Genomic DNA, 20,522 nt, shown 5'->3' with positions numbered 1-20,522 from the left:
GACCGGCCGGACCCGCCGCCGATCGGCGCCGACCCTCCGGCGTGTTCGCCATCTCGAGACCGAATGTGACTGCGGGACAGGCTGTTCGACCTCAACCCCGGTCACCGGACACGGGCGGCGGACATCGATTCTCCGAAGAGTGGGCAAATGTGAACACACGGCGTGTCAGTTCGCCCTAGAGTGACAGCGAATCACCTGTGTGCCACGTATCGGGAGGAACCTCGACCATGCCATCCATTCGCGACCGTCTCGAGGTCCTCTCCGACACCGTGCAGGCGATCCGCGTCCTGCAGAAGGCCGGGGCGTTGGACATCACCAAGCCCGGCGAGGTGGTCAAGGCGTCCAAACGGGCGAAGTCGATCGGCGCTCCGGCGGCGGTCATCATGCACGGCGCGGAGGAACACCCCGATGCACCGGCCCTCACCGACGAACGCGGAACGGTCACCTTCGGTGACCTCGATCGTGCGTCGAACGCACTCGCCAACGACCTGCTGGGGCTCGGTCTGTCCCCGGGCAGCGTGATCGGGGTCCTTGCACGCGATCACCGCGGACTCCTGACCGTGATGAGCGCTGCCGGCCGAGCCGGTCTGCGTCTGGTCATGATGAACACCGGTTTCGGCAAGACCCAGTTCGCCGAGGTGGCCGAGCGCGAGGGTGTTGCGGCCATGTTCTACGACGAGGAGTTCACCGACCTGCTCGATGCGCTCCCCGACGACATGCCGCGCTGTCTGACCTGGGTCGACGGCAACCGACCGGTTCCCGATGGCGTGCGGATCCTCGACGACGTGATCGACGGCGGCAACACCACGGCGCCGCCGATGCCCGCGGAGCTCGGCGGTCTGGTGATCCTCACCAGCGGTACGACCGGCCTGCCCAAGGGCGCCCGACGCGGCAAGTTCTCCCCGTTCACCAGTGCCCTGCTGCTGGACCGGGTCCCGATCCCTCATGACGGGACCATGGTGATCGTCTCGCCGATCTTTCACTCCACCGGTTTCGCCGTCTGGGGCGTGGGCACCGCGCTGGGCAACAAGACCGTCGTCATGCGTCGCTTCGACGCCGAGAAGACGCTCGCCGCGCTGGCCGAACACCGAGCCGAGACACTCGTCGCGGTCCCGACCATGCTGCACCGGATGCTCGCCCTGGGACCGGAAGTCCTGGCCAAGTACGACACCTCGGCGTTGAAGATCATCGTGATCGCCGGATCGGCGCTCTCGCCCACCCTGTCCGAGGCGGTTCAGGACGCCTTCGGCGACGTCCTCTACAACATGTACGGGTCCACCGAGGTCGCCATCGCCGCGATCGCGCAACCGCATGAGCTGCGGCGCGCCCCGGGCACCGTCGGTCGCCCGCCCGTCAGCAGCCACCTCGCCCTGTTCGACCAGAACGATCGCCGGATCACCGAGAAGAACGTCCGCGGAAGGCTCTTCGTGCGCAACGGTGCCCCGTTCGAGGGTTACACCGACGGTCGCAACAAACAGATCCTGGAGGGGTACATGTCCACCGGCGACATGGGCCGCTTCGACGCCGACGGCCTGCTGTTCATCGAAGGCCGCGACGACGACATGATCGTGTCCGGAGGCGAGAACGTCTATCCGCTCGAGGTGGAGAACCTCCTGGCCGAGCACCCCGACGTCGCCGATGTCGCGGTCGTCGGGGTCGACGACGAGGAGTTCGGAACCCGCTTGCGCGCCTTCATCGTTCGCGCCGAAGACACCGATCCCCAGGTCGACGACATCAAGACCCACGTGCGATCACATCTGGCGCGCTACAAGGTGCCCCGCGATGTCGTGTTCATCGACGAACTGCCGCGCAACGCCACCGGCAAACTGGTGCGACGGCAACTGCCGACAGGCCCGCTGACCTGACGATCGCCCTTCGTGACGGTTTCTCCACGAGAGGGAGCGAGCGTCACGAAGACGTCAGCGAGCGCCGGACCGCATCGCCACACCGATGGTGGCGACCATGGCGTCGACGGCGAACTTCGGTTTCACGTTGACGTCGAGCGCGGTCCGGCAGTCCAGGACCGCCTCCACACATCGCAGGAGTTGTTCGGGCGACGCGAAATTCGCCATCGGTCCGACGATGTCCGCGGCCTTGTCGGGGTGCATGGCGGTCACCTGCGCCCCCACCGACACCACCAGGGCGTCCCGGAACAAGGCGGCGAGATCCACCAGAGCCCGGTCGAGGACGTCTCGCGAGACACGTGTGGCCCGGGACTTCTGACGTTTCTCCAGTTCCTTGAGTGCACCCGCGGTGCCGCGCGGCGGGCGGGCGGTGCCCTTTCCGGTGCCGCCGGCGCCGAGGGCGGTCTTCATCTCGTCGGTCTCGGCCTCGTCGAGTTCCGCACTGATCGCCTTGGCGGCCTCGTCAGCAGATCGGACCAGTGCTTCGGCCGCGGCGTACGCAGTCGAGTCTCGGGTCGCCGCGCGCGCCAAGGCGAGCGCTTTCTCGCGCTGCGCTCGTGCGTCGTCGTCGGTGGCCAGGCGCCTGGCTCGCCCGACGTGGCCACCGCAGACGCCTGCGGCCCATGCGGCACGGTCGGCGTCGATGCCGTCACGGTCGATCAGCACCTGCGCGATGTCGGGAGCCGCCGGAGTGGTCAGTGCGATGTGCCTGCAACGGGACCGCAGCGTCACCGAGATGTCCTCCGGATCCACCGACGGCGCGCACAGCAGAAAGACCGTTCGGGACGGCGGCTCCTCGACCGCCTTGAGCAACGCGTTGGCGGCCTGTTCGGTGAGGCGATCGGCGTCCTCGACGATGACGATCTGCCAGCGACCGGTGCCGGGACGTCGCGCGGCAGCCTGCACGACGTCACGCGCCTCGTGTACGGACAGGCTCAATCCCTGCGGGACGACATGCCGAACGTCGGCATGGGTCTGCGCCATCACCGTCGTACACGCCCGACACTCACCACAGCCGACCTCGGTGTCGGACTGGCACTGCAGGGCGGCGGCGAAACATGTCGCCGCCACCGACCGCCCGCTGCCCGGCGGCCCGGTGAACAGCCAGGCATGGGTCATCCCCAGGCCGGGCCGAGCCGGGTCGGTGGCGGCGGACCCGGACTCGACGGCCGACCCGGATCGGGCCACGCCACCGCGCGCCGCCCGAGCGGCGGTGCGCAGTTCGTCGGCGACCGCGAGCTGTCCGATCAAGCGAGCGAAGACATTTGTCACACCGCCACACTAATGTGCTGCTCAGACATCCCAGGAGGCCGCGCGCGTGTTTAACAATTGCAAGCAGCCGGTTACCGTTGTCACGTGATTGAACGTCGGTCCCGGTGGTCGAAGGGAGTGCATCTCGGTCGCTGGCTGGTGCACACGCCGTGGCCGATCCTTGCCCTCGACATGCTGCGGGCAAACGTGGTCGGCGCGCTGTTCACCTTCGCCTTCCTCCGTTTCGGGATGCCCGTCGAGGACTCGATCCGGCTCGACGAGATCACCGCCCTCAATCAGGTCATCTTCGCCGTCTACCTCGTCGTGGCCATGTTGGTCGGGGCGTTCCTGAGCATCCAACTGTCCCTGCCGGTCCTGGTATGGCACCGACGACGCACGCGGCTCGACAACGACACGGCCCGCAAGCGCGCCCTCAAACTGCCGTATCTGTTGTCGGTGGTGCAGGCCGGGCTGTGGTTGATCGGCGGTGTGCTGTTCACCTTGGTGACGTTCGCGGTCTCACATCGCGACGCATTCATCGTGGCGCTGGCCAGCGCCATCGGCGCACTCATCACCTGCGTGCTCTCCTACATGCAGGCCGAGAAGGTCCTTCGACCGATCACCGTCGCCGCCATGGCGAACAATCCAGACGTCGCGGTGGCCCCCAGCGTGACCACTCGGATCGCGGTCTTCTGGGTGATCAGCGTCGTGGCGCCACTGGCCGTGATCATCGGACTGATCACCCTGCAGCGTCTCGGCTGGATCGACACCGACGCCGAGGGCCTCCAGCGCCCCATCCTCTGGATGTCGGGTGCCGCCCTGGCGTTCAGCGTTATCGCGATCGTGCGGGTGGTCGGCGCCATCAACGACCCCATCAAACAGCTTCGTCGCGCCCAGTCGGAGGTCAGCGACGGCAACCTGAACGTCGCGGTGAAGATCTACGACGGCAGCGACCTCGGCCTGCTGCAGGCCGGGTTCAACGACATGGTCGCCGATCTGCGGGAACGCAACCAGCTGCGCAACCTGTTCGGCCGCTACGTCGGCGAGGACGTCGCACGCCGCGCCATCGAGACCGGCACCGAGCTCGGTGGGGAGGAGCGCTACGTCGGTGTGCTGTTCGTCGACATCGTCGGCTCGACCCGGCTGGCCGTCAACCGTCCACCGCGTGAAGTGGTGGAGTTGCTCAACGAGTTCTTCCGGGTGGTCGTCGCCGTCGTCGGCCGGCACGGCGGCTTCGTCAACAAATTCCAGGGTGATGCCGCGCTCGCGATCTTCGGCGCACCCCTGGACCTCGAGGACTTCGCGGGCAAGGCATTGGCGTCGGCACGTGAACTGCGCACCGAGCTGTACCGCACCCTCGGCGACACCGACATCGGCATCGGGGTGTCGGCGGGCAAGGCGATCGCCGGACACATCGGCTCCGAACAACGCCTCGAGTACACCGTCATCGGCGACCCGGTGAACGAGGCGGCGCGACTGACCGAGCTGGCCAAGGACGAGCCGACCCGTGTGCTCGGGTCGGCCCGCGCGGTGTTCCTGGCATCCCAGGACGAGTCCGAGCACTGGGACATCGGCGAAGGCGTCGAGCTACGCGGGCGCGGGATCGAGACGCTCCTCGCGCGACCGATCCTGGCGCCCCAGGTGATCGAGTAACGCCGATCGTCGACCACCCGTCGAACGCGAGCCGCAGCACGTTGCTCTCGGCGCCAGACCAGTTGCTCTCGGCGCGATACCGGTTGCTGTCGGCGTGAGGGCGAGCTACTCGCTCGTCTTCTTGGCCGGGGCCTTCTTTGCAGCAGTCTTCTTCGCGCCGGTCTTCTTGGCCGTCGTCTTTGCTGCGGTCTTCTTCGCGGCGGTCTTGGCGGCCGTCTTCTTGGCAGCTGCCTTCTTCGCGGGTGCCTTCTTGGCGGCCCGTTTCTTGACCGGGCCACGCGCCCGACGATCGGCGAGCAACTCCATCGCCCGTTCCGGGGTGATGGACGCGACCTCGTCGCCCTTACGCAGGCTCGCGTTGGTCTCACCGTCGGTGACGTACGGACCGAACCGGCCGTCCTTGATCACCATCGGCTTCTCACTCACCGAATCGTTGCCCAACTCCCGCAGCGGCGGCGCCGCGGCCTGCCTACCCCGACGCTTCGGCTCGGAGTAGATCTTCAGCGCCTCCTCGAGCGTGATCTCGAAGAGCTGCTCCTCACTCGTCAACGACCGCGAGTCGGTGCCCTTCTTGAGGTACGGCCCGTAGCGGCCGTTCTGCGCGGTGATCTCGTCCCCGGATTCGGGATCGACGCCGACGACCCGTGGCAACGACAGCAGCTTGAGTGCCTCGTCGAGGGTCACCGTCGAGATGTCCATCGATTTGAACAGCGACCCCGTGCGCGGCTTCGGGCCGGCCTTCTTCGCCGCCTTCTTGGCGGTCTTCTTGGCCGCGGCCTTGGTCGCCGTCTTGGTGGCGGTGCCTCCGCCCGACGGTGCGTCGTCCAGCGAAACCACACCACTTCCGGCGCCGTCGCCGCCGTCACGCGGCGTCGGCCCCGCAGGCACCGTTGCCGGCGCATTGCCATCACCGTCGTCACGCGGCCCGCTCGCTCCGCTCCCGGCGCCGTCGTCACGCGGCCCGCTCGCTCCGCTCCCGGCGCCGTCGTCTTCGGGCGGCAGGATCTCGGTCACGTACGGCCCGAAACGCCCTTCCTTGGCGACGATCTCGTGTCCGCTGACCGGATCGTGACCGAGTGATCGGCCCTCCTGCGGGGTTGCGAACAGCTTCTCCGCGACGTCCAGCGTGAGTTCGTCAGGCGTGATGTCGGCGGGCAGATTCGCGCGCTTGAGATCCGGTTCGGCATCCGGCGCAGCGACATTGCGTTCCAGGTACGGGCCGTAGCGACCGACCCGGACGAAGACCGGCCGGCCGTCCTCGTCGTCGAACAGCCGGATCGAGTTCACCTCGCGGGCGTCGATCTCCTCGAGATTGACACCCACGAGCTTCTTGAGCCCGCCGTGTTTCGCAATCTCCGACCCGGCGATCTCCGCGTCGTGTTCGGCGTTCTCGGCCAGGTCACCGAAGTAGAACTCGGTCAGCCAGCGGGTGCGGTTCTCCTGTCCGGATGCGATCTGGTCCAGATCGTCTTCAAGCGACGCGGTGAAGTCGTAATCGACGAGGCTCTGGAAATACGCCTCGAGCAGCCCGACGACGGCGAAGGCGATCCACGACGGGACGAGCGCGTTGCCCTTCTTGAGCACATAGCCGCGATCCTGGATGGTGCCGATGATCGAGGCATACGTCGACGGCCGGCCGATCCCGAGTTCCTCGAGCACCTTCACCAGCGACGCCTCGGTGAACCGGGCCGGCGGGTTGGTCGAATGGCCGTCCGCGGTCAGCTCGGTCGCGGTCAGCGACTGGCCCTCGGTGAGGTTGGGTAGGCGGTTCTCCGCGTCGTCGGCCTGACCGCCGGTCTGCTCGTCGACGGTTTCGACATAGGCCGACAGGAAGCCCGGGAACGTGATGGTGCGGCCGGACGCGGCAAAGGTGCACCGCTCCCCCGACGATGCGGTCCCGGTGATCCGCAGACTCATCGTGGTGCCCTTGGCGTCGGCCATCTGCGACGCGACGGTTCGCTGCCAGATCAGCTCGTAGAGCCGGAACTCGTCGGTCTCGAGCTGGCCTGCGACCTGGCCGGGCGTGCGGAAGCTCTCCCCGGCGGGGCGGATCGCCTCGTGGGCCTCCTGCGCGTTCTTCACCTTGCGGTTGTACTGGCGCGGGGTGGGATGGACGAACGATTCACCGTAGAGGTCGCGGGCCTGGCTGCGCGCCGCGTTGATCGCCGACTCGCTCAACGTCGTCGAGTCGGTACGCATGTAGGTGATGAAGCCGTTTTCGTACAGTCGCTGCGCGATCCGCATCGTGCGGTCCGACGAGAAACGCAGCTTGCGGCCGGCTTCCTGCTGCAGCGTCGAGGTCATGAACGGCGCGTACGGGCGACGGGTGTAGGGCTTCTCCTCGACCGATGTCACGGTCATGGCGGCGCCTCGCAGCGCCTCGGCGAGCCCGGTCGCACGCGGACCGTCGAGCACGACGACCCCGTCGGACTTCTTCAGCCCGCCCCGGGAATCGAAGTCGCGACCGGTGGCGACCCGGGCGTCGTCGACGGAGACCAACCGCGAACCGAAGGTCCGCGGCGACGACGAACTGTCGGCACCGGCGTCCATCGTGGCGGCGATGTCCCAGTAGTCGGCGGAGACGAACGCCATGCGCTCGCGTTCACGCTCGACGATGATCCTCGTCGCCACCGACTGCACGCGGCCTGCCGACAGCTTCGGCATGACCTTCTTCCACAGCACCGGGGACACCTCGTAGCCGTAGAGGCGGTCCAGGATGCGACGGGTTTCCTGCGCGTCGACCAGATCGATGTCGAGATCACGCGGGTTCTCGGCGGCTGCGCGGATCGCGGGTTCGGTGATCTCGTGGAACACCATCCGCTTGACCGGGATCTTCGGCTTCAGCGTCTCCAGCAGATGCCACGCGATGGCCTCACCCTCGCGGTCACCGTCGGTGGCGAGGTAGAGCTCGTCGACGTCGCGCATCAGCGACTTGAGTTCGGACACGGTGGACTTCTTGTCCGCCGACACCACGTAGAGCGGTTCGAAGTTGTGATCGACGTCCACACCCAGACGCGCCCACGGTTCGCCCTTGTACTTGGCCGGTACGTCGGCGGCGCCCCGCGGCAGGTCCCTGATGTGACCTCGCGACGACTCGACGACATAGTTGGACCCCAGGTATCCCGCGATCTTGCGGGCCTTGGTCGGCGACTCGACGATCACCAATCGTCGAATCGGGCTCCCCGTCGTGGGGGATGCGGTGCTGGTATCGGCCACCGGGCGTCCTTACTTCACTTCGTTGGGTGAATCCGCTTCGTACCTTATATATAGCGTCGTCTGCAATTCCGAATTCCTTTCGTAAAGACCCAGTGTGACAAATTGCGCCGGACCGTGCCCGTCCCGGACCACAAAGACGCAGGTCAGAAGGTTTTGACCGTCGCACGAAGCCGACACACACCCGGTTTTTGCCGTGTCGCGTGTTCGACAGAATCAGAACACGACGATAGGCCAGTGCTCGGCGGCACCCCGGTTGGTCGGCGGCTCACCGACGTATTCGACAAGGTGGGTCAGACGACGCTTGCCCGCGATTCGCAACGCCGGGGCTCCCCCGCGCGTGCCCACCAGGGTGGGTGCGACGCCGACCCGCATCAGAGCCGTCGCGAGCGCCGCATGCATCTCCGGGGCGTGTGGGTCGAGGCCCAGCAGGAAACGCTCGCCGTCACGATCACCGGCAGCGATCACCCACATCCGCAGCGCGCGCGGGGTCGGCACCCATCCGGCCGGCATGGCCTTGACCGCTCCCGCCGACCATCGCCGGTACAACTCGTCGAACTCGGGGGCGTGCGCCGTCCGGGCGATCAGGGTGCCCTCGTCGGAGCGGACGATCTCGGCCGCCGTCCCGGTCTCGGCGATCTCCTCGACGAGCGCGTGTGCCCGCCACTCGTCGGCGACGACCACCGACACACGGGTACCGATGTCGGAGCGGACCGCCTGGCCATGCGCGGCCAGCAGCCCTGCCAGATCGTCGTATGTCGGCCGATCGATCTGCGCCGAGAAGAACGACAACTGGCCCATGGAGCCAGCCTACTGCCGAGACACCGCTCCGGGAACGTCCGTGAGGTTGCCCGAGGCCGGGGATCCGCCTCCGGCCGAAAAGGAACCGCTCCCGATCACCTGTGGTGATCGGGAGCGGTTCGCTCAAGCTTGCTTCGCAGCTTGCAGGACGTTGAGTCCTAGACGGCGCGGACGCCGGTGGCCTGCGGGCCCTTGGTGCCCTGACCGACCTCGAACTCGACGCGCTGGTTCTCCTCGAGGGTACGGAAGCCCGAGCCCTGGATCTCGGAGTAGTGGACGAACACGTCGTCGGACCCCTCATCAGGTGCGATGAAGCCGAAGCCCTTTTCCGCGTTGAACCACTTCACAGTTCCCTGTGCCATTACTGCAATCCTTTTCATACATTCCAACTGACTCGACACGAACGTCTCGTGTCGTGGTCGGTTCCGACCGCCATACCTCGATGGACCCCGCGGTGAACCCGCCAAACCAGCCTCAGTACCACGGCCACAACACGATCTCGCCGAGCAACCGGAGGTCCGGAGTCCGCGAAAGCTGCGACCGCCACTAGTCAATCATGTTCGGACGGCATGCGATAGTCACCCCAACCAAAGTGATTAAAACCCATCGATCGTCAACGTGACGACATCCGGCAGTAACATCGGAGTCCACGTTGGCGAACGACGCCACGCGACTGATCGACGAAAAGCATGCAGATTCAAACATTCGGTTCCGAACTCCTCCAGCGCAGCCTCGCCGGCACCGACACCGCCGCGTCTTCGCTCACCCACCTTGCGGTAATAGGTTCGCGGGCAGCCTCTTTCGCCGACTGGCCGCGGTGGGTGCCACCCGAATTGGTCGCGGCATTCGAGGACGACGGAATAGTCAAGCCATGGTCCCATCAGGTGGCGGCGGCCGAAGAGCTGCACCGCGGAAATCACGTCGCACTGTGCACCGGAACGGCATCCGGCAAATCCCTTGCCTATCAAATACCCATTCTGACCACGTTGATGAAGGATCTGAATTCCACCGCGCTCTATCTTTCGCCGACGAAGGCTTTGGGTTCGGACCAGATCCGTTCACTGACTTCGTTACTCGCCGGTCGGCGGGAGTTCACCCACCTGCAACCCACGGCCTACGACGGGGACACCGACGTCGAGATCCGCCAGTGGGCGCGTGCACATTCCCGGTGGATCTTCACCAATCCGGACATGCTGCACATCGGCATCCTGTCCGGACACACGCGGTGGCGCCACTTCTTCCGTCACCTGCGCTATGTGGTCATCGACGAATGCCATCACTACCGCGGTGTGTTCGGATCGCACACGGCGCTCGTGTTGCGCCGTCTGCTGCGGATCGCGCGGTCCGTCGGCGCCGACCCGATCGTCATCGGCGTCAGCGCGACGATCGCCGAACCCGCAGAAGCCTTGTCCCGCTTGATCGGCGAGCCTGCCACGGCGGTCACCGAGGACGGGTCGCCCCGCGGAGAGCGCACCGTGGCACTGTGGGAACCCGACTTCTTGCCGGTGGTGACCGGTGAGAACGGTGCACCGGTGCGACGATCGGCCGGCGCCGAATCCGCACGTCTACTCGCCGATTTCGTGGTCGAGGGCGCCCGGACACTGTGTTTTCAACGCAGCAGACGCGGCGTGGAACTGACTGCCCGCCAAGCACGGCAACTGCTCGCGCAGACCGCACCGGACCTGGTCGATCGGGTTGCCGCCTACCGCGCAGGCTATCTGGCCGACGACCGCAGACGACTCGAACGCGCGATCTCCGAGGGTGAACTGATCGGCGTGGCGACCACCAACGCCCTGGAGCTCGGGGTGGACATCAGCGGCCTCGATGCGGTCATCGTCGGCGGATACCCGGGCACCGTGGCATCGTTCTGGCAGCAGGCCGGACGAGCCGGACGCCAACGGACGTCCGGGGATTCACTGGTCGTCCTCGTCGCCCGCGACGACCCGCTCGACACCTACCTCGTGCATCATCCCGAGGCACTGCTCGGACATCCGGTGGAGACGACGGTGACCGATCCGGCCAATCCGTACATCCTCACGCCGCATCTGCTGTGCGCCGCTGCCGAATTGCCGTTGCGTGACAGCGAGATCGAGGCGTGGGATGCCGTGGACGCGGTGGCCGGTCTGGCCGCCGACGGAATGTTGAAGCGCCGCAAGGCGGGCTGGTATGTGGCGGCCGGTGTGGAACCGCATGGCGAGGTAGACATCCGGGGAGGGATCGGCGGTCAGGTGCTCATCGTCGACACCACCACATCGCAGTTGTTGGGCACCGTCGACTCCGGTCGCGCGATGTCCACGGTCCATCCGGGAGCGCTGCACATCCATCAGGGGGCGTCGTATGTGGTGGACGAACTCGACTTGTCCGAGGGTCTGGCGCTGGCGCATCCCGAAGAGCCCGATTGGACGACGTCTGCCCGCGAGACCACCGACATCACCGTCACCACGGTCGCCGAGCGGCACCGGGCCGGTCCCCTGACGGTCTCGCTCGTCGAGGTCGACGTCACCCACCAGGTGATCGGGTACCTGCGCACCCTGCTGTCCGGCGGGGTGCTCGACGCGGTGGAACTCGACATGCCTGCGCAGACGCTGCACACCCGAGCGGTGATGTACACGCTGACCCCGGAGGCGTTGGAGGAGGCCGGGATCGAGGCCGGCCGGTTCCCTGGCGCACTGCATGCCGCCGAGCACGCGGCCATCGGCATGCTGCCGCTGGTCGCCTCCTGCGACCGGTGGGACATCGGCGGATTGTCGACCAACCTGCATCCCGACACCGGGCTGCCGACGGTCTTCGTCTACGACGGTTACATGGGCGGCGCGGGATTCGCCGACCGCGGGTTCGCCGCGTTCGGGACATGGGTGGCGGCGACGCGCGACGCGGTGGCGAGTTGTCGCTGCGAGTCGGGCTGCCCGTCGTGCGTGCAATCACCGAAATGCGGAAACGGCAACGACCCGCTCGACAAGGCAGGGGCACACGCCGTCCTGGGCCTGCTCGCCGATCTCGCGGACGCCTTCACCCCCACGCCGACCGCCTGATCGGGCAGGTCACGGGGTCGGGTAGAGTCCCGGCTCACAGTGACACACATCACCCTCCCGACCACATTGTCGGGTCACCACCTGGTGGGCCGCGACGCGCTCATCGCCGCCGTACGGGCCTTCGCCATCGTGCCCGACGGCCGTTCGGCGATCCTGCACGGCGCCTCCGGACTCGGCCGCACCGCTCTCCTGCGGGACGCCGAGGCGGCCGCGACGCGGGCGGGCGTGCACGTCGTCCATGTCGACCGGCGAGAGCTGGCGGTGCGAGGCTCAGCCCTCGAGCTGATCGTCGATCAGCTGCCCGACGACACCACGAACATGACCGCCGCGCAACGGGTCGCGCTCGATGAGGTCCGGCACTCGGTCGACCTGGGTGCAGACCGGGGTGCCGACCTCACGCTGTGCTCCGCCGTGCTCTCGTTGATCCGCGATCATGGCAGGCGACGACCGGTGTTGCTCGCCATCGACGACGCAGACCGGCTCGGCCCCCGCGATGCCCAGGTCGTGGGATTCGTCGTCCGCCGTCTGGCCGGGGCCCGAGTCGGCCTGGTGGCCACCGCGCTTCCCGACGAGGGAGGTGTCGGTCAGACGGCCGACGTCGTGTGGACGATGCCCCCACTCGACGCGACTGCGGCCGATACCCTTCTGCGCAATCGCTTTCCGGTACTCGACGCTCGATCCCGCGGCGAGCTCGTCGATCGCTCGGACGGCAATCCCGCGCAGCTGATCGATGCCGGGTTCGCCGCACTGGCCGCTCCTGAGGCGATCAGCGGGGTCGGCTCGGCCGGCGAGATCCTGCCGGACCTGTTGGAGCGCAGCGCGGCGCGCGCGATGCGGCGCGGCCAGACACCGGCCGCGGCCAACGCATTCCGCAACTCCGCTCTGCTCACCACCGAACCGGTCGCGCGTGCCAGGCGACTGGCCGCGGCATCTGCGCTCACCTCGGCAGTCAGTGCCGACGTGACCGGCGCCACCGTGCTGCTCGACCGCGCACTCGATGCCCATCCCGGTGCCGCGCAGAGTCTCGAGGCGGTCACCGCACGGTCGTACCTCACCGCACATGCACCGGAGAGCATCGGCGAGACCGTCGAGGCACTCGGAGCCGCCCTGGAACGTCATCGGCCGTCTGCCCGGGATCGGATCTTCGACGACGCACTGTGGGGCCTCTACCAGTTGTGCCTGCTCGACGGTCGCGCCCGGCACTGGCAGCGCTTTCGGTCGATAGCCGACGCCCACGCCGACATCGTCCCGACGTGGGTGCGGATCGCCGTGCGGCCCACCGCTTCCCGGCACACCCGCCATCCCGAGCCGTCCGCGTCGTTTCGCGCGCTGTCCGGTGAGCTCGTCCGGATCACCGATCCCGCGGCCACCGTGCGGACCGCATTTGTCACCCGAGGCGGCACCGACACCTTCTGGTGGCGTGCCGCCCTGCGACGGATCTGGGCAGACGACCGAGCCCCGGTTGCGTCGGCGGTCTACGCCGCGTGGCTGCTGGCCTCCGACGACCTCGGCACCGGCCGATGGGCCGAGGCGCAGACGCTGCTCGACGAAGGTCTCACGCGCTGCCGCATCGGCGGTTTCCGGGTGTATGCCGAGGAGTGGATTCGGGTGACACGCCTGCTGCTGGCGGTCTATCGCGGCGACGAGGCGCCCGAAGCGATCGACTCCCGGTCATCATCCGATTGGACACACGACGGACCTCGATTGCGGACTCGACGCGTCTACTGTTCGGCCGTCGCCGCCCTCGGTGAGGGCAATGGCCGTCGAGCGCACCGGTTGTTGCGCGGGACCGACGGTCCATACGGGAGCCTGACTCTCGAATACGACCGTGCTGCTCTCGATTTCGCCGAGGCTGCCGCCGATGCCGGTGATCGTGACGACATCTCCTCGCTGCGCGAGCACCTCCGTGTGCTCGCGCAGACCGGCGGCGACCGGGCAGGTTTCCTCGCCGCCGGCGCCACGGCCGTGGTTGCCGACTCCGATCAACAGGATGGCTACCTCGCCGCGCTCGACCGACCCGGTGCCGACCGGTGGCCGTTCGATCGAGCGCGGATCCGCCTGCGCTACGGCATGTGGCTTCGAACCCGCGGCAGCCTCGCCGAGGCGCGCACCCAGATACGCGGTGCTGCAGTGGCATTCGACGATCTCGGCGCCACCCCGTGGTGGACACTCGCCCGCAACGAACTACATTCGCTCGGCGAGGCGATCCACCCGCCGACGGGCCGGGGCTCCCGACCACGCATCTCGGCCACCGGGCAACGAATCGCCCAGATGGCCACTGCCGGTCTCACCAATCGGGAGATCGGCGCCCGACTCGGCATCTCCCCCAGCACCGTGGGGAGCCATCTGTCGGCGGTCTATCGCGAACTCGGTGTGTCATCGCGTGCAGCACTGCGTGATTCGGGACTGTTCACGACGCCGACATCGGCGACCGGGCTGTCGAGCACGTCGCGCAGGGCACCGCGCGACGACACACCGACCTTGGCGTAGACCCGGTGCAGGTGATTGCCGACCGTGCGTGACGAGATGTCCAGCCGTTCGGCGATCATCTTGTTGCTCAAACCATGTGCGGCCATCTCCGCGATCCTGCGTTCGTGTGCGGTGAGAGGTGAGGCGGTTCGACCTGTCCGAGAACGTGTCCGAGCGGTTGCGTCGAGTTCCGCGGCCACCCGGGCAGACCATGGAGCCGCCCCCAGCGCCTCGAACGACGCCAGCGCCTCGCCGAGGACCGCCCGTGACGCCGCGACCGCCTGCCCGCGCCGCAGGTGGGAGCCGTAGAGGAATTGCACGCGGGCGTGATCGAACCGCCATCGCTGCGACGTCGGAACGGCCAGCGCCTGACGATAGAGATCGGCCGCCTCGGGGCCGGCGACCTGCGCTCGCGCGGCCAGGTGCAGCATGTGCATCCGCGGTGACAATCCGGCGAGATCCAGCCGGTCCATGGCGTCGACGTGCGCCCGCGCCTCGTCGAACCGACCGGTCCGCACACAGACTCGCACCACGTCCATCGCCACCTCCCGCGCCAGTGGCACACCGGCGACCAGCTGTTCGGCCGGACCGATGGACGTGGCATGGAAGTAGGCCGTCTCCACGTCGGCGCGGGCCGCGGCGACGAGCATCTGCACGTGGTCGGCGTACTTTCCGACCGTGGCCGCCCGGCGCGGCGCCGCCCATACCCGCATCCGGTGGGCGGCGGCACCGACCGCTGCGATGTCACCGCGCACCGCGGCGACCAGAGCGAGGAGGTAGTCGGCCATCCACCACAGTTGGTCGTGGCCACCGGAATCCGCGGATCGGCGTGCCCGCTCGGCCTTCTCGACCGTCCGGTCCCACCGACCGCGGTGGAAGTCGTCGTGCGCGAGCATCAGCAGCGCCCAGATCGCCGGTACCCCCGCGCCACGTTCCGCTGGATCGTCGACGAGCCGCATCAGGGCGGCCCGGGTGTCCTCGACGCGGTCGAACACCGCGGCCATCTCCGCGACCTCGACGATCCACAACGGCGAACTCTGCTCGGCAACCGTGCCGATCAGGATGTCCAACCGCTCACGCTCCGGATCGCTCAGCTTGGTCGGCCGTGCCGCCACCGCCGACGAGAGTTCCTGCAGCGGAGGCAGAGTGGGACCGATGCGCCGCAGGATGCGCCGATGATCGGCCCAGAGTTCGGCGCGTCCACCCAACCAACACAGGGAGCGCAACTCCTCGACGGCCTCGGCCAGGACCGGGTCGTCGGGATCGTGATGACCGGGATAGGCGTCGATGGCCCGCACGACGATGTCGTGGGCGGCGTCGACGTCTCCGTCGTCGGCTCCCGCGACGACGGTCGCCGCGGCCAGTGCGGTGACCAGTGATCCTTCCGACCCTGCTGCTGCCGAGCACATCTCGTCGAAGAGCACGCTCGCGCTCTTGGGATTCACCCGCGCGGCGACCTGCGTGGTCCGGGACAGACGGCGAAGCCGTTCGGCCGGATCGGCGGTGAGTTCGGTGGCCCGGTCCAGCAGACGCAACGCGGCACGCCACTGCGCCGACAACATCGCGGCTTCACCCGCGCACTCCATCCGCGACGCGAGTTCCTCGTCGAATCCCGTCGTCGAATCGGCTACACGCCACAGGGCCACCGGGTCAACGCCGAGTGCCGTGGCACATTGGCCGAGCGCACGGTGGACACCCGACCGCTCCTCGGGGGTGGCAGATGCCATCAGAGCGACGCCGAACAATGGCTGTCGCAACCGGATTCGCGTGACGGTGGCCCCGTCCGGCGCGGTCGAGGAGAGCACGATGACCAGGTCGTGCGCCAAGGCGGGCGCCGCCACCGAAGTCATCTCCCGGTCACCGAACGCGGGTGCGAACAGATCCACGTCCGCCCCGGGCACGAATAGGTGCATCAAGATCAGCCGACGGGTCAGAGTCGGCAGTTCGGGGAGGCGGGGAAAGAGCGCGACACTCATCGCCGCGGACATCGGCAGCACCGGCGGCAGCGATTCCAGACCACTGATCTGCGCATCTCGCCACCCGGCGGGCAGGCCGACGAGCACGCGGGGGTTGCCGCGCGCCGCGCTGATCAACCGAGATCGCACATCGTCGGCGATATTCGGATACGCCTGCCGGACGAGCAGATTCGACGCGGCATCCGACAACGGACGCAACTCGACACGACCGAATCGCGCAGGCATGAGCCACGACGACGGGGTCGCGACCGTGACGACCCCGAGCCCGGGTGGCTCGGCATCGCAGACGGCCCCGAGGATGCGGACACTCGTGTCGTCGGCGAGGTGCAGATCGTCGACGACGATGATCATCGGGGTCACGGCCGCGAGTTCACCGACGAGATCGATCACGGCCGCGCACAGGTCGTCATCGGCCGTGGGCGGGCCGTCGGCGAGTCCGAGCGCCACCCGCAGCGTCGGCACGGCGGGATGGGTCGACACTGCCTGACCGTCCAGGATCGGCAGGAGGAGTTCGTGGAGCAATGCCAGTTGGACGCTGCTCTCGAACGCCACCCCTCGTCCCCGCAGCACCCGCAGCCCGCGCCGGTCGGCCAGCGCGGCAACTGTGCCGAGCACGGCAGATTTACCCACGCCGGGATCGCCGACCAGAACTGCCGTCGGGGAGCCGCCGATCACGGCGGTGTCGATGAACCGCGACAGTTCGACGACCTCGTCGTCACGACCGACCAGGTCCACGACGCCGAGAGGCCAGTCCACGAGCAGACCGCCCGACCCTGCCATATTGCGCCCTCCCACCGATGCCGCCCCTGGGTTACCGGATAGTAACCCAGGGGCGGCGATGGGAGAACGCGATCACGTCCCCTTAGTCGACGGAGGAGGAGTCGCCCGAGTCGGAGGACCCGCTGTCGGCGTCGGTTGCCGCATCGCTGCCGGCATCGTCGCTGTCGCCGGCACCCGCGGTGGAACTCTCGGCCGACTCGGAACTGTTGCCGGAATCAGCCGAGTCCGCATCGCCACCCGTGGCGGAATCGGCCCCCTCGGATGCGGACTCCCCCGACCCGGTGGAATCCGAAGCCTCCGAACCGGATTCAGCGGTGTCCGTCGCCGCCTCGGTGTCGTCTGCGACGCCTGCCTCGCCGGCACCGTCGGCCGTCGCAGGCGCGTCGACGACCGGGTCAGCGGCCTCCGACGCTGCACCCTCGACCGCCTCCGGCGCTGCACCCTCGACCGCCTCCGGCGGTGCGGCCTCGACGGCCGCGGACGTTGCGCCGTCGCCGGATTGCGGCGATGCCGCCTCCGCCGACGCATTCGCGCGCAGCGTGACGACCGTGTTCTGCGGAGTGATCGCCGCCTCGTCGCTGGTGGACACCGTGGCCGATGCCGTCGACGACAGCACATTGCCCGTCGAGGCAGGTGTGATGGCATCCAGGATCGTCTGGCGGATCAGCTGCAGTGCACCGAGCGTGCCGGGCATGATGATCGCGCCGTCTTCGACCATGGCCGTCGGGGTGAGCAGACCGCCGGCGTAGACCGATGCACCCGGCGCCCCGATCAGCGGCCCGAGGCTCATGCCGACGCGACCGTTGAGCAGGCCGTCGAGCATCACCGCGGGGCTCTGGACCAAGGCGTCGAAGACGGCTGCGACATCACCCGCTGATGCCGCGTCGATCACCGACTGGATCGCCGCGCCCACACCACCGAGTCCTCCGGCCAGCGGACCGACGACGGCCAGGCCCGCGTACAGCCCGATCGTCGGCAGCTGCCCGACGATGTTGGTGAGGCTCTGCAGCGGCTGCGACAACGCGCCCTGGATCGCCGGGATCAGTGCACCGCCGACCGGGTTGATCGCCGCGAAGATCGGCATGATGGCGGCCTGCAGCATGGTGTTGAGCGCCGTCGCGACATCACCCGAGGAGAGCGCGTCGACGGCGCCCGACAGCAGACCGGGGACCTGCTCGAGTGCTGCGCCGACATCCGCACCCGCGGACTGGAGAGCGTCGACGAGCGCCTGACCGGACGTGAGCTGATTTGCCGCGATCTGCTGCAAGATGGGGAGCAACTTGTCGAGGCCGTAGTCGACGTCGTTCTCGTGCAGCGTCTCGAGATTGGCGACGACCCGCTGGAACACTTCTTGGTACTGCTCGAAGGCACTCAGTGAGATCGCGGGGGACACGATCTGCGGGGCAGCGGGGGCAGATACGACTGACGCACCGGTCATACAGAACGGTGCGACCGCGACCGCCGCGGCGCCGACCACGGCGACCCCGCTGAGGACGGACGGACGAAAGTGGAACTGGGGACGACTGAGCGCGTACATGTACTTCTTCTCCTCGCGAGATGACAAGCCCGAAAGACTCGACGAGCGCCTGCGGTACGGGCCCCGCCGACGCCGGCCAGGGACAACGCACCCCCGCTGCTGCCCCGCCTGCGTAGTCTGCGGTTCCGACGAACCCGACAACCCTCACTCGCCGGATCGAGTGGACAAATGACTCATGTTGTCGGGGGCCACCACGGTCGATTACCGGCCGACGCGCGCCGGTCACCTGGCGGTGGAGGCCGCCCGGTCGGTAATACTGTGTGCATGACCGAGGAGCCGTCCGAGAGCCCACCGGGCACGCCGCACTCGATCACGACGCCACAACCGGTCTATTTCCTGCTGGCCCGCCCCGAGGGACGCGACGGCGAGACGCCGGCGACCATCGGCGAACGGGACGTGTTCTTCAGCGAAGAGTCCGCGCTGGACAGCCTCGACGTTCATTACGCGTGGTGTGCGGCCGAGCACGGCGGATTCATCCCGCGGGTCACCTCCGCCCAGTGGTTTCTGCAGAGCGCGATGGTGGGGCCCGGGGTGGCGCCAGGACTCGGCGACGTGCACCTCGCACTGGCCCCGTCCGGCGGGCGACCTCGTGCCGTGGCCGGCGGGTTCCTGACCGAAGGCGAACTCGTCCACTGGTCACCGTTTGTGCGCGCGGTCCATCCGTATCTGTCGCCCGTTCCGACCGAGCACACCTCGTTTGTCGTCTCCTACCTCGGCGACGACACGGTGAGCTTCGGACAGGTGTGGTTTGCCCCGCTGCGTTCACGCCGGGTGTATCCCAAGCCGATCGTCGTGGACGCCGACGACGTCTGATCACTCGACCGGCCCGGCACGCGCCGATGCGGTGGCCTCGCGCAGCCCGAACGGCCCGAGCCGGACCGGCACACCGACCGTCACGACCACGTCGTCCCCGTCGATGGTGCAGTCCCGAACAGTGGCGTGAACCCTCTGGGCTCGCGCGACGCGGCGCGCGGCCGCGCACGGTGTGGGTTCGGCACGCACATGGCGGGCCGCGGCCGCCAGGGCCGCCAGATCCACCGCGGACTGGGCTCGGTGCCGGGCCACCACGGCACCGCCGATGTACAGGACGAGAAGAGCTGCGGCCGTGATCGCGGCCACCGCAAAGGCTCCCGCCACCGTGGCGAATCCGTCGTCGTGTGCTCTCACGGCGATGTATTCGAATCCGGCTCGGCCGCAGCGACATCGGCGCCGTCGGGTTCCTTGTCGGCCACCGCGAACGCAGACACCTCGATCATGCTGATCACCGGGACGTCCGAACGTACCTGCACCACCACCTGTTCTCCGTCGTCGTCGATGCTGATCTGTGCACCCCGGCCGGCGATGCGTTGTGCGACAGCACGTGCCGAGGGGTCGTCGGACGCGGTGAGCCGCGCGGCTTCGCGGGCCGCGTCGGTACAGCGGATCTGTACCGCACCGGCACCCACCGCGCCGACACCGAGCACGATCGCGGTCACGATCGCGGCGATCGCATACGCCGCCTCGACCGTGACCATCCCACGGTCGTCGGCGCATATCTCCCGCACCGACGACCGCCGGAACCGCGACTGCCCGAACACCACTCACCCCACCGAGGTGTTCAGCGCTTTACCGATGATCCCGGTCAACGCGCTCACGATGTTGTCGCCGGTGACGACCGTGTAGAGGATCGCACCGAACGCCGCGGCAGCAATCGTGCCGATGGCATATTCTGCGGTACTCATCCCCTCCTCATCGCCGACCACACGCGCGAGGGTTGCGTTCACGTGCACGATCGAACGACGAAAACGACTGTGTCCCATGATGTCATGCGCCTCCTTTGTCGACGCCGAATGCGTCGTGTTCATTGGACGCACAGAATCCCCGAACGGATCCATCGGATTTCGCGCACAGTCCGGGTGACCGTCCG

13 protein-coding genes and 1 pseudogene are annotated in these 20,522 nt (G+C 68.0%); 5 read left to right on the top strand and 9 right to left on the bottom strand.

Annotated elements, in window-relative coordinates; translation table 11 throughout:
* Positions 1 to 227 precede the first annotated feature (227 nt).
* A complete protein-coding gene (locus AAFP35_RS19035; protein WP_419223200.1) occupies positions 228 to 1,865 on the top strand; it encodes an acyl-CoA synthetase in 1,638 nt (545 codons plus the stop codon).
* A gap of 54 nt (positions 1,866 to 1,919) precedes the next feature.
* On the opposite strand, the gene AAFP35_RS19030 is transcribed toward AAFP35_RS19035, so the two are convergent.
* The gene (locus tag AAFP35_RS19030; protein ID WP_419223199.1) at positions 1,920 to 3,176 is read right to left on the bottom strand and encodes a DNA polymerase III subunit delta'; all 1,257 of its coding nucleotides are present in this window, start codon (positions 3,174 to 3,176) and stop codon (positions 1,920 to 1,922) included.
* Positions 3,177 to 3,347: 171 nt separating this feature from the next.
* Between AAFP35_RS19030 and AAFP35_RS19025 the strand changes: the two genes are divergently transcribed.
* A complete protein-coding gene (locus AAFP35_RS19025) occupies positions 3,348 to 4,808 on the top strand; it encodes an adenylate/guanylate cyclase domain-containing protein (RefSeq protein WP_419223244.1) in 1,461 nt (486 codons plus the stop codon).
* A gap of 105 nt (positions 4,809 to 4,913) precedes the next feature.
* Here the strand turns inward: AAFP35_RS19025 and topA are convergent, their stop codons facing one another.
* The 3 genes from topA to AAFP35_RS19010 form a co-directional block, all read right to left on the bottom strand.
* Complete coding sequence (gene topA / locus AAFP35_RS19020; RefSeq protein WP_419223198.1) at positions 4,914 to 8,024, bottom strand: type I DNA topoisomerase; 3,111 nt, start codon at positions 8,022 to 8,024, stop codon at positions 4,914 to 4,916.
* A gap of 213 nt (positions 8,025 to 8,237) precedes the next feature.
* Positions 8,238 to 8,822, bottom strand: a complete 585-nt coding sequence (locus tag AAFP35_RS19015) for a hypothetical protein (RefSeq protein WP_419223197.1) — start codon at positions 8,820 to 8,822, stop codon at positions 8,238 to 8,240.
* Positions 8,823 to 8,980: 158 nt separating this feature from the next.
* On the bottom strand, positions 8,981 to 9,184 hold the full coding sequence (locus AAFP35_RS19010; RefSeq protein ID WP_004022110.1) for a cold-shock protein: 204 nt from the start codon (positions 9,182 to 9,184) through the stop codon (positions 8,981 to 8,983).
* A gap of 327 nt (positions 9,185 to 9,511) precedes the next feature.
* Here AAFP35_RS19010 and AAFP35_RS19005 point away from each other — a divergent pair, with 327 nt between their 5' ends.
* Complete coding sequence (locus tag AAFP35_RS19005; RefSeq protein WP_419223196.1) at positions 9,512 to 11,854, top strand: DEAD/DEAH box helicase; 2,343 nt, start codon at positions 9,512 to 9,514, stop codon at positions 11,852 to 11,854.
* Between the two features lie 39 nt (positions 11,855 to 11,893).
* Positions 11,894 to 14,188: pseudogene (locus AAFP35_RS19000) on the top strand (AAA family ATPase); the annotation flags it as partial.
* Positions 14,189 to 14,211: 23 nt separating this feature from the next.
* On the opposite strand, the gene AAFP35_RS18995 reads toward AAFP35_RS19000, so the two are convergent.
* Together AAFP35_RS18995 and AAFP35_RS18990 are read right to left on the bottom strand one after the other, a co-directional pair.
* Positions 14,212 to 17,079: an AAA family ATPase gene (locus AAFP35_RS18995; RefSeq protein WP_419223195.1), complete on the bottom strand. Its 2,868-nt coding sequence runs from the start codon at positions 17,077 to 17,079 to the stop codon at positions 14,212 to 14,214.
* A gap of 82 nt (positions 17,080 to 17,161) precedes the next feature.
* Positions 17,162 to 18,643: a hypothetical protein gene (locus AAFP35_RS18990; RefSeq protein ID WP_419223194.1), complete on the bottom strand. Its 1,482-nt coding sequence runs from the start codon at positions 18,641 to 18,643 to the stop codon at positions 17,162 to 17,164.
* A 237-nt stretch (positions 18,644 to 18,880) separates the two neighbouring features.
* Between AAFP35_RS18990 and AAFP35_RS18985 the strand changes: the two genes are divergently transcribed.
* On the top strand, positions 18,881 to 19,429 hold the full coding sequence (locus AAFP35_RS18985; RefSeq protein WP_419223193.1) for a hypothetical protein: 549 nt from the start codon (positions 18,881 to 18,883) through the stop codon (positions 19,427 to 19,429).
* On the opposite strand, the gene AAFP35_RS18980 is transcribed toward AAFP35_RS18985, so the two are convergent.
* From AAFP35_RS18980 to AAFP35_RS18970, 3 genes are read right to left on the bottom strand one after another with little or no spacing between them, the layout of a single operon-like run.
* On the bottom strand, positions 19,430 to 19,783 hold the full coding sequence (locus tag AAFP35_RS18980) for an Rv3654c family TadE-like protein (protein WP_419223192.1): 354 nt from the start codon (positions 19,781 to 19,783) through the stop codon (positions 19,430 to 19,432).
* Positions 19,780 to 20,196, bottom strand: coding sequence for a TadE family type IV pilus minor pilin (locus tag AAFP35_RS18975; protein ID WP_419223191.1), 417 nt, complete (start codon positions 20,194 to 20,196; stop codon positions 19,780 to 19,782). Before AAFP35_RS18975 ends, AAFP35_RS18980 begins: the two co-directional genes overlap by 4 nt.
* On the bottom strand, positions 20,197 to 20,415 hold the full coding sequence (locus tag AAFP35_RS18970) for a DUF4244 domain-containing protein (RefSeq protein ID WP_419223190.1): 219 nt from the start codon (positions 20,413 to 20,415) through the stop codon (positions 20,197 to 20,199).
* Positions 20,416 to 20,522 lie beyond the last annotated feature (107 nt).

The organism is Gordonia sp. CPCC 206044, assembly GCF_048537895.1.
In the GTDB taxonomy this organism is placed as follows: domain Bacteria; phylum Actinomycetota; class Actinomycetes; order Mycobacteriales; family Mycobacteriaceae; genus Gordonia.
The sequence above is the reverse complement of the archived record's forward strand: the minus strand, read 5'-3'. Positions and strand labels throughout refer to the sequence as shown.

Bases quoted from the DNA above. Each gene is read 5' to 3' on its own strand.
- AAFP35_RS18985 (WP_419223193.1), top strand. From the start codon at position 18,881: ATGACCGAGGAGCCGTCCGAGAGCCCACCGGGCACGCCGCACTCGATC.
- AAFP35_RS19035 (WP_419223200.1), top strand. From the start codon at position 228: ATGCCATCCATTCGCGACCGTCTCGAGGTCCTCTCCGACACCGTGCAG.
- AAFP35_RS19010 (WP_004022110.1), bottom strand. From the start codon at position 9,184: ATGGCACAGGGAACTGTGAAGTGGTTCAACGCGGAAAAGGGCTTCGGC.
- AAFP35_RS19005 (WP_419223196.1), top strand. From the start codon at position 9,512: ATGCAGATTCAAACATTCGGTTCCGAACTCCTCCAGCGCAGCCTCGCC.
- AAFP35_RS19015 (WP_419223197.1), bottom strand. From the start codon at position 8,822: ATGGGCCAGTTGTCGTTCTTCTCGGCGCAGATCGATCGGCCGACATAC.
- AAFP35_RS18995 (WP_419223195.1), bottom strand. From the start codon at position 17,079: ATGGCAGGGTCGGGCGGTCTGCTCGTGGACTGGCCTCTCGGCGTCGTG.
- AAFP35_RS18970 (WP_419223190.1), bottom strand. From the start codon at position 20,415: ATGGGACACAGTCGTTTTCGTCGTTCGATCGTGCACGTGAACGCAACC.
- AAFP35_RS19025 (WP_419223244.1), top strand. From the start codon at position 3,348: ATGCTGCGGGCAAACGTGGTCGGCGCGCTGTTCACCTTCGCCTTCCTC.